The 8,890-nt window shown below is 40.0% G+C and carries 8 protein-coding genes; 1 reads left to right on the top strand and 7 read right to left on the bottom strand.

The genetic code is table 11. The annotated features are described in order from the left end of the window. Window positions 1–169: 169 nt before the first annotated feature. From CWC14_RS16335 to CWC14_RS16315, 5 genes are all read right to left on the bottom strand, one after another. Entirely contained in the window at window positions 170–727 is a 558-nt protein-coding gene (locus CWC14_RS16335) for a YqgE/AlgH family protein (protein ID WP_013465848.1), read from the bottom strand. Between the two features lie 135 nt (window positions 728–862). Next, complete coding sequence (gshB, locus tag CWC14_RS16330) at window positions 863–1,813, bottom strand: glutathione synthase (protein ID WP_138563909.1); 951 nt, start codon at window positions 1,811–1,813, stop codon at window positions 863–865. A gap of 66 nt (window positions 1,814–1,879) precedes the next feature. After that, a complete protein-coding gene (gene rsmE / locus CWC14_RS16325) occupies window positions 1,880–2,614 on the bottom strand; it encodes a 16S rRNA (uracil(1498)-N(3))-methyltransferase (RefSeq protein WP_024600817.1) in 735 nt (244 codons plus the stop codon). Window positions 2,615–2,684: 70 nt separating this feature from the next. After that, window positions 2,685–3,158: a hypothetical protein gene (locus tag CWC14_RS16320; RefSeq protein WP_138563907.1), complete on the bottom strand. Its 474-nt coding sequence runs from the start codon at window positions 3,156–3,158 to the stop codon at window positions 2,685–2,687. A 77-nt stretch (window positions 3,159–3,235) separates the two neighbouring features. After that, window positions 3,236–4,129, bottom strand: coding sequence for a DUF350 domain-containing protein (locus CWC14_RS16315; protein WP_024600815.1), 894 nt, complete (start codon window positions 4,127–4,129; stop codon window positions 3,236–3,238). A gap of 78 nt (window positions 4,130–4,207) precedes the next feature. Here CWC14_RS16315 and glnE point away from each other — a divergent pair, with 78 nt between their 5' ends. Next, window positions 4,208–7,003, top strand: a complete 2,796-nt coding sequence (gene glnE / locus CWC14_RS16310) for a bifunctional [glutamate--ammonia ligase]-adenylyl-L-tyrosine phosphorylase/[glutamate--ammonia-ligase] adenylyltransferase (RefSeq protein WP_138563905.1) — start codon at window positions 4,208–4,210, stop codon at window positions 7,001–7,003. 64 nt (window positions 7,004–7,067) lie between these two features. Here glnE and CWC14_RS16305 read toward each other — a convergent pair whose 3' ends face one another. Together CWC14_RS16305 and lpxL are read right to left on the bottom strand one after the other, a co-directional pair. After that, window positions 7,068–7,640: a toxin co-regulated pilus biosynthesis Q family protein gene (locus CWC14_RS16305; RefSeq protein WP_028835648.1), complete on the bottom strand. Its 573-nt coding sequence runs from the start codon at window positions 7,638–7,640 to the stop codon at window positions 7,068–7,070. Window positions 7,641–7,677: 37 nt separating this feature from the next. Continuing rightward, window positions 7,678–8,601, bottom strand: coding sequence for an LpxL/LpxP family Kdo(2)-lipid IV(A) lauroyl/palmitoleoyl acyltransferase (lpxL, locus tag CWC14_RS16300; protein WP_138563903.1), 924 nt, complete (start codon window positions 8,599–8,601; stop codon window positions 7,678–7,680). Window positions 8,602–8,890 lie beyond the last annotated feature (289 nt).

Raw genomic sequence — 8,890 nt, 5'->3', positions numbered from 1 at the left:
GCCTAGGGGCGATTTACTCTTTGTTGCCTACATGGATGTAGGTAAGGGGCGTGAGCAGGACGCGGAAGCTTTGCTCGGTTTTTACTTAGCCCACTAGGTTACAAACTTCGCGCCGCGATTAAACCGCCCCTAGTTTGAACAAATTTTAATCCGCAAAGGTCAACAGACCCTAAGCATGTCCAGCTTCGGGGCTTAATTGGCCAATATCAAAACCAAGCATAGAGACTGCCATTTCCCAGCGTTTTTCTACTGGAGTATCAAAAATTATTTTAGGATCGGCTTTAATGATCAGCCAGCTATTGTCTAATAGTTCTTGCTCTAATTGGCCTTGTTCCCAACCGGAGTAGCCTAAAGTAATAATAAATTGCTCGGGTGCTTGGGCTGTGGTTAACGTGGCTAACACATCTTTTGAGGTGGTGATCATAATATCACTGCTCAATTTTTGGCTTGCCGAGTACCCAGGTTTAGGTGAATGTAGCACAAAGCCACGGTCTGTTTTTACCGGCCCGCCAGCAAACACAGTCACTTGAGCAGCATGTTGAGATTTATCGTTATCAATATCAATTTTGTCGAGTAACTCACCTACGGTGACATCAATCGGCTGATTGATCACCAATCCCATAGCGCCTTCTTCGTTGTGTTCACAAATATAAGTGACGGCACGTTTAAAAAAAGGGTCTTGCATTGATGGCATTGCGATTAAAAAGTGATTTTCTAATGACTGCATAAGTTTTACCCTTTTAGTTATTGAATCTTGAGTATGGCATAGTCCCATGTTTTAACACTAAAAATTTATTCGAGTTTTCAGCGATGACACGATAAGCGTCATCGCTTTATATCTTAGAACTGGTTCAGTGATAATTTATTTATTAAGCTTTTTCTCTATGGCATCAAATAAAATGCCCGTAATTGAAATATCGTAAGCGGCTTCAATTTCTTTTACGCAGGTTGGCGCTGTTACGTTAATCTCAGTTAACTTATCACCAATAATATCTAAACCAACAAATATTAAGCCTTTTTCTTTCAAAGTAGGGGCGACCGCCTTTGCAATTTTAAGATCTGATTCGCTAATTGGGCGGGCTTCACCACGACCGCCTGCGGCTAAATTACCGCGTGTTTCGCCATTTTGTGGAATACGCGCTAAGCAATAAGGAATCACTTCACCATCAACAACCAATACGCGCTTGTCACCTTGAGTGATCTCTGGGATGTAATTTTGCGCCATAGCAAAACGGCTACCATGCTCGGTTAAGGTTTCGCATATTACGCCAATATTAGCATCATCGGCTTTTACTCTAAAAATAGAAGCGCCACCCATGCCATCAAGCGGTTTTAAAATAATATCTTTATGCTGGGCTAAAAACTCACGGATTTGCTTTTGGCTGCGTGTTACTAATGTATCTGGCGTGTGTTCACTAAACCAAGCTGTAAAGAGTTTTTCATTGGCGTCGCGCAAGCTTTGTGGTTTATTAATCACTAATGTGCCCGCTTTTTCTGCACGCTCTAAAATATACGTTGCATAAATATATTCAGTATCAAAAGGCGGATCTTTACGCATTAAAATAACGTCTAAATCAGCCAGCGCTATGGTTTCTTTTTCTTCAAGTTGGTACCACTTTTGTTCGTTATCAAAAACTTGAGCTTTTGCTGCAGTGGCGTAGGCATTGCCTTGACGCAGCGATAAATCATCCATTTCCATGTAGTAAATTTCGTAGCCACGGGTTTGCGCTTGCATCATCATTGCAAAACCGGTGTCTTTTTTAATATTAAATCCACTAATAGGATCTGAAATAATACCTAACTTAATTGCCATGCGCTGTGCCTTAATTTATGTGTTTTTTACAACTGTAATCTTGATATGTGGGTGCTTTTAGTTATTTCAATTAGCTAAATCGCCAAATTGTAATTGCAGTGCACTTAAAACAGTTAAAGCTGCTGTTTCTGTACGAAGTACTCGCGGGCCTAAGCGAATATCTACAAATTCTTGTTGTTTAGTTTGCGCCATTTCATCATCGGTAAATCCCCCTTCAGGGCCGACTAAAAAGCGCACGCCACCATCAGGAACGGTAATGGTTTTAATACTGTGTTCGGCGCGCGGGTGTAACGTTAATTTAATTGCATCGGTTTGCTGTTCAAGCCAGTGTTTTAAATCTACGGGAGGATTAATGGTTGGTACAAAGTTGCGTCCGGATTGCTCTGCAGCAGCAATGGCTATTTTTTGCCATTGTTGGTGTTTTTTTTCTAGGCGGTCACCGCTGAGTTTTACGCCGCAGCGCTGACTAAAAATAGGCGTTATTTCAGTGATCCCTAATTCAACCGACTTTTGAATGGTAAAATCCATTTTATCGCCACGGGATACACACTGGCCTAAATGAATCTTTAATGGCGATTCAACGTCATGATGATTAAATTCAAGGGGCATAACAACAACGGTTTTTTTGCTCACTTCAATAATTTCACTGAGAAATTCACCCCCTTCACCATTAAAAATAGAAACCTGTTCGCCCACTTTCATACGTAGCACACGACCTACATGGCCTGCAGCGTCATCGTCAAGATTTAAAGGGGTGTTGAGAGCAATCGCTGATGATTGATAAATATGGGGCACTCGCATGGCAAATCACTTTTTTACATAGAAGTTATATCCCTCTATGGTAAGTAAGCAAAGGCTTGGGTGCAATTATTTATTTTTCATATTCGGGGGTTAAAAGCTCTGTTAACTCTTGTGCAGTTTGGGCTATGTCGGTATCACACGATAAATGGTTTGAATGGCATTCATCTTTTATGGGCTTAATTTCATACCCTTGATCTGTCTGAATAACCATATAGCGTTTTTCATGCAGTGAATTATAAATAAAGCGCTGTGTATCATCGGCGAGTAAATAGTCTGTTTGGTTAAACAGCACACCCTGAATATCGTGGTGCTCATGCAGATAGCTGGCCAGCTCAGAAATGCTTATTTCGTTTTCAATATCGCAATAGCAATAATCTTTAACGAGTTCATCAAACATCATTTTAACCAGCTTTTGGGTGTTAGCCCCGGCGATAACGATATCTTTTTTAGCTGGATCATTTGAATTTATATAGTGTTTAATAAATGAACGGCTAAACTCGTTGTCTATATCAATTAATAGATAACTTCCTGTTTTTATTTCCATATGCCTAAAGTCCCTGTTAATTTACCAGACTATTAAATAGGGACGTTTAGTAACGGCTTAATTTAACCAGTTTGGTACTAAATTGAAAACATACTTATAAGTAAGTAACCAATAGCACAAAATACAGCAAATTCAATACACGCAATGCCAATATTATCTTGATGATCGACTTCAAGTGCGGTGTCGATATTAGGCATTGAGATAATTTTTATAATATACGTTAAACAGTATAGTAACAGCCACATCACACCGCAATGCATTACCAAGGTAAATAAGTTTTCTACCATTTTACCATTTTGAAATGCCGCACTAGATAAACCAGCATACGCCGCAAGTGCTAATCCAATTGACTTACCCGCATAGCGAATACCAATAGAGGTATTTTCTAAGCCAAAATTACTTTGCAATGAGGCGCCTTGATTTGCTTTAGCGAAGCGGTTTTCACGTATTTTACTGTCCAAAGCAAACATTCCCTGCAACACAAAAAAGCTCACTGAGGCAATTAATAAATTACTAAACCCCTGAGTGTGTGTCCATGTATATAAACCCAGCGCTAAAATACAATTGGCAATAAGCATCCCCGAGTCAACCAGTGCTGCGCAGACATTTTGCTTTAGTATTGCGGCTTCTTCATTAAAGCGGCGCAATATCCATTTACGGTGGATTAAATGCCCCATTTTAATAAATGAAAATAGCAGCACAATTAACAAAATCACTTTTAATGGATTTGATTGTGCGGTGCTAATACTTATTTCATCAAATAAAAACGCCATGGTTGCTATAACAACAGATATTTCAGAGGCAAAACTAATCCCCATTGCAAAGTTATCATGCTGCGCCAATTCTTCTTTAAGTGCTTGTTTTGCTTTTATTTGAGTAACAATTCTTAAACTGATGATGATGATACAAATAACCACAAAACTAATAGCAATCGCAACTAAACTAGTGTTAGATAATGACAAATATGACATGGTGTTCCTAAATAGATTTACCTTAATAGGTTTTTAACCATTCTAGTATGGTTATTGGTGAGATAAAAGAGGGTATTGATGAGTAACGACACGCAGCTTCCTATTGAATTACAAAAACTCGGTGAAACACGCTTTGCAGCGCTGTACCCAGAGCAGAAAAACCAGCAGCAGATAGTGCGGTTATTAGCGTTAAGTGATTTTGCTTGGCGCAGTTTAAGCTCTCAACCTACGCTACTGTCTTGGTTGCTGTGTGAGCACGAAATTAAAAATAGAGAAATTTTAGACCCTTTTGCACAGCTTGATATAACTAAAATAGAAGAGAGTGAATGCCATAAGTTACTGCGCCAATACCGAGAAAAATACTGGTTAAAAGTGGCTTTTTTAGATTTATGCTGCAAAAACCCAATTGAAAATAGTATTAAATACATTAGTGAACTTGCTAATAAACTGATCGACAGTGCTAATCAATGGGCCTATAAAAATGTCGCGAAAACCAATGGTGAGCCATTAGATGAGCACAATAACCCATTACCATTAATGGTATTAGGAATGGGTAAACTAGGCGGACAAGAACTCAATTACTCGTCAGATATTGACCTTATTTTTGTATATCCTCGCAATGTTAAAACCCAAGGAGGGCGTCGCTCACTAGAGGCATCCGTTTTTTATACCAAGGTCGCGCAAAAGCTGATCACAGCGCTTAATCAATGTACGGTCGATGGCCAAGTTTTTCGCGTAGATATGCGTTTGCGACCATTTGGTGAAAGTGGCCCATTGGTGATGAGCTTTAACGCGATTGAAGATTATTACCAAGAGCAAGGGCGTGATTGGGAACGTTACGCGATGTTAAAAGGGCGCTTAATTGGCACGCCTAACATTTATTGGGAAGAGTTTAATACGTTATTAAAGCCTTTTGTGTATCGCCGTTATATTGATTTTTCGGTTATTGAGTCACTAAGAAAAATGAAGCTTATGATTGCCCAAGAGGTGCGTCGTAAGCGCTTAACCAATAATATTAAGTTAGGTGGTGGTGGCATTCGCGAAGTGGAGTTTATTGTTCAGGCTTTGCAAATGGTGCGAGGCGGCAGAGAGGCCAACTTACAAACGCAATCTTTACTAATTGCATTAAAAGAGCTAACAGTTAGCCAAGTTATTGATGAGCTTGAAGCTAAAGATTTAAAAAGCAATTACTTATATTTACGCAAAGTAGAGCAATACCTACAAATATTTGATGATCAACAAACACAAACACTGCCCGAGGATGAGCTCAATCAACAGCGACTCAATGTGTTGCTCGCTCAGGCAGATTTTGCGGCAACGCTTGTTAAAATAGATCATGTGATGAGCCAAATACATAACGAATTTACACAGGTTATAGGCGAAGAAACTGAACCACTTGATACCTGTGAAGGGGCGTTTATTAGTGCTTGGGATCACGGCGATGTTAGCTTTTTAAATGAGCCCAGAGATGAGTGGCAAACACCATTATACGACTTTAAACAACGACTTTCTAAAGCTAAAGTAGGCAATCGTGGGCGCGATATTCTTGATAAATTAATGCCGGCATTACTTAAACAGTTAAACGACTTTAATGCCAGTGCTAGCGCCTTTGCAACGGTATGCCAAATATTAAATAAAATTATTTCGCGCACCGCTTATCTAGAGTTGCTGTATGAAAATCCAGGAACGCTAAAACAATTGGTTTTACTTTGTTGTCACAGTAAATGGATTGGCGAGCATATTTCATTATACCCCATTTTGCTCGATGAACTTATCGACCCAGCTGTGCTTTACAAGCCAACCCCATTAACTGCATATAAAGATGAAATAAGGCAGTATTTTTTACGCATTGAACATGACGATTTAGAGCAGCAAATGGAAGCGCTGCGTCAGTTTAAGCAAACCCATCAATTACGCATTGCCGCAGCTGATGCGACGGGCGTTATTGATGTAATGAAAGTAAGCGATCACTTAACAGCATTGGCTGAAGCGATAGTCGATCAGGCTGTAAATATTGCGTGGTACCACTGCGTAAAACGCTTTGGTATGCCACCTAACACCGATGATGAAAACAAGGGGTTTGCGGTTATTGCGTATGGTAAAACTGGCGGTTTTGAGGTGGGTTATGACTCTGATCTCGATTTAGTCTTTGTGCATAACCATGATGGTACAAGCTACACCAATGGTGATAAAGCGATTGACTCAAGGCAGTTTTATTTAAAACTCGCACAACGATTAATGCATTTATTTAATACCCGTACCGCCTCAGGTATTTTATATGAGTTAGATACTCGTCTGCGTCCAGAAGGTGCATCAGGGCTATTAGCTATTAACCTAGAAAGCTTTAATCATTATCAGCAAACGCAAGCATGGACATGGGAGCATCAAGCGCTGGTTAGAGCGAGGCTGATTTTAGGCCAAGCTGAATTAGTAACACGATTTGCACAAATTCGCGCCGAGATATTGTGCCAACAACGTGATGAAGATACTTTAAAAGCAGACGTGATTAAAATGCGCGAAAAAATGCGTGGCCATTTGGCTAAAGGCAATGCGCAGCAATTTGACTTAAAACAAGATGTGGGTGCCATGACCGATATTGAGTTTATAACGCAATACTTGGTATTAAAACATGCCCATGAGTTTACCCACTTATGCGATAATTCTGACAATGTGAGAATTTTAACTGATGCGGCTAAAATTGGCTTTATCAGCGATATTCAAAAACAGCAGCTTATTCAAGCGTATATAGACTATCGCTCACGCTATCATGTGTTGAGCTTAGACCAGCAAGGTCGCTGCGTTAAACGAGAAGAGTTTAGTGAAAATATCAATAATGTTAGCACGGTTTGGAAGGCAATATTTGGGCTAGATTGAGCAATTTAATGTTATGCGCTCAGCAATATTTGAGCGCATATCAACAAAATTAAACCGAATGTAGTTAATTGCTTAGCTTTAAACAGTTTGAGCGTACAAATTCAGACGGTAGCTCGGTAATCACCGCTGCACGTTGTTTAGGGCAGAAAAACGCATACACTTCATTTGAAAAGTCATCATTAATAGAGCGGCTAACGCGGTATAAAGCGGAGTTAAAACTGCTATCTATACGAAAGTGATCTTTTATTACGTAATCTTTGTCTAAGTACCACATTAAAGTAATACCTTCGTTATTAGCATATTGGGTCAGTACAGTACGCAAGGTTGAGTCACGTTGAAAGCGACGCGGGCCTACTTCTCCACTCCAATTTAAAGGCATCGGCTCTACTACAAAAGAGCGTTGGTTTAGTGCTCTGTCGAGGCTAAGATCGGGTTTTTCGAGTTCAATGACAAATTTGTCATTGTCTTTATTGACAGTAATTCTATCTCGAATTGATGCATAAAACCGCGATAACCCTTCAGCAGCAGCGTTGGTGGTTTGTTGATAATTAAGTGACGACGTACCATTTAGTAAAAAGTAAATGGCTGCACCAATTAACAATAAAGCTAAAAGTATATATCTAATCCAAAACCACATGGCTGTCACTCATCTTTGTTATTTTAATAACCCATCTTTAATAAAAAGAGGGGGCGTCTTTATCGGGTCGTGTTTTAAAACGTCTATGCAACCACATATATTGTTCAGGGGCGGCATTTATTGATTGTTCCATGCGCTGATTAACACGTGTTACATCGGCTTTATCATCGCCGCTCGGGAAGTTTTCAAGCTCAGGCACGATTTCTAAGTGGTACTTTCCGTTGTTATCCCTATAAGCAATTAAGCTCATTGTTTCGCTGTTTTTACTACCTGCAAACATTAGTGTACCAGTGGTAGTTGCTGTATCGGGTACTGCGTAAAAAGGCACAAACTCACAGCGGTTACGGCCATAATCCTGATCGGGTAAGTAATAGCAAACTTTTTTGTTCTTTAATGCTTTTAATAATCCTTTTACGTCTTTTTTTCCAACCATGTACTCGTTAGAGCGAAGGCGTCCGTTGGTGGTGAAGTATTCCATCAGCGGATTATTATGTGGGCGATAAAAACCAATGCCTTGGCACTTTAATCCCATCACTCGACTTGCCATTTCAAGGTGAAGCACATGAGGAACAAGTAATAAAACGCCTTTTCCTGATTGTTGTACGCGCTCAAAATGTTCAAGCCCTTTTAGTGATCCGAGTACCTTTTCTACCCGCCACTGTGGCCACCACCAAGCCATGCCGGTTTCGACCATAGCAATACCGGTATTTTCCATATTTTTAAGTACCAGCTGTTGTTGCTCGGCTTCGCTCATCGTGGGGAAACAGTGTTTAATATTAACTTCAGCAATATGCCTTCTGCGCTTCATATATTTATGAACCAAGCGTCCTAGCTGCTTACCCATAGCTAATTGTATTTTTTGCGGTAACCATGAAATGAGATATAAAAATAAGACACCAATCCAAGTTAGCCAATAACGAGGACCTAAAAAAGAGGCTTTAAAAGGGGATGAGTTGACCACAAAAATTTCTCTAAAAATAAAAGGCTAGGGTCTGGTGACCTTTGCGGATTAATATTTGTTCAAACTAGGGACAATTTAATCGCGGCGCGAGGTTTGTAACCTAGTGGGCTAAGTAAAAACCGAGCAACAAAGAGTTAATTGTCCCTAGGCAGAACCCTTCAGGCAGCGCCTGTTTGGCATTGATGCTACGTTATCGCCTATTTATGGGGAATAACCACACCACATAGGCTCTGCCTTGCCTAAATACCAAACAGACTGCTGCAAATTTAACCTTGAAAGGTCAACAGAC

The organism is Pseudoalteromonas sp. S3260 (genome assembly GCF_005886925.1).
Lineage (GTDB): Bacteria > Pseudomonadota > Gammaproteobacteria > Enterobacterales > Alteromonadaceae > Pseudoalteromonas > Pseudoalteromonas tetraodonis.
The sequence above is the reverse complement of the archived record's forward strand: the minus strand, read 5'-3'. Positions and strand labels throughout refer to the sequence as shown.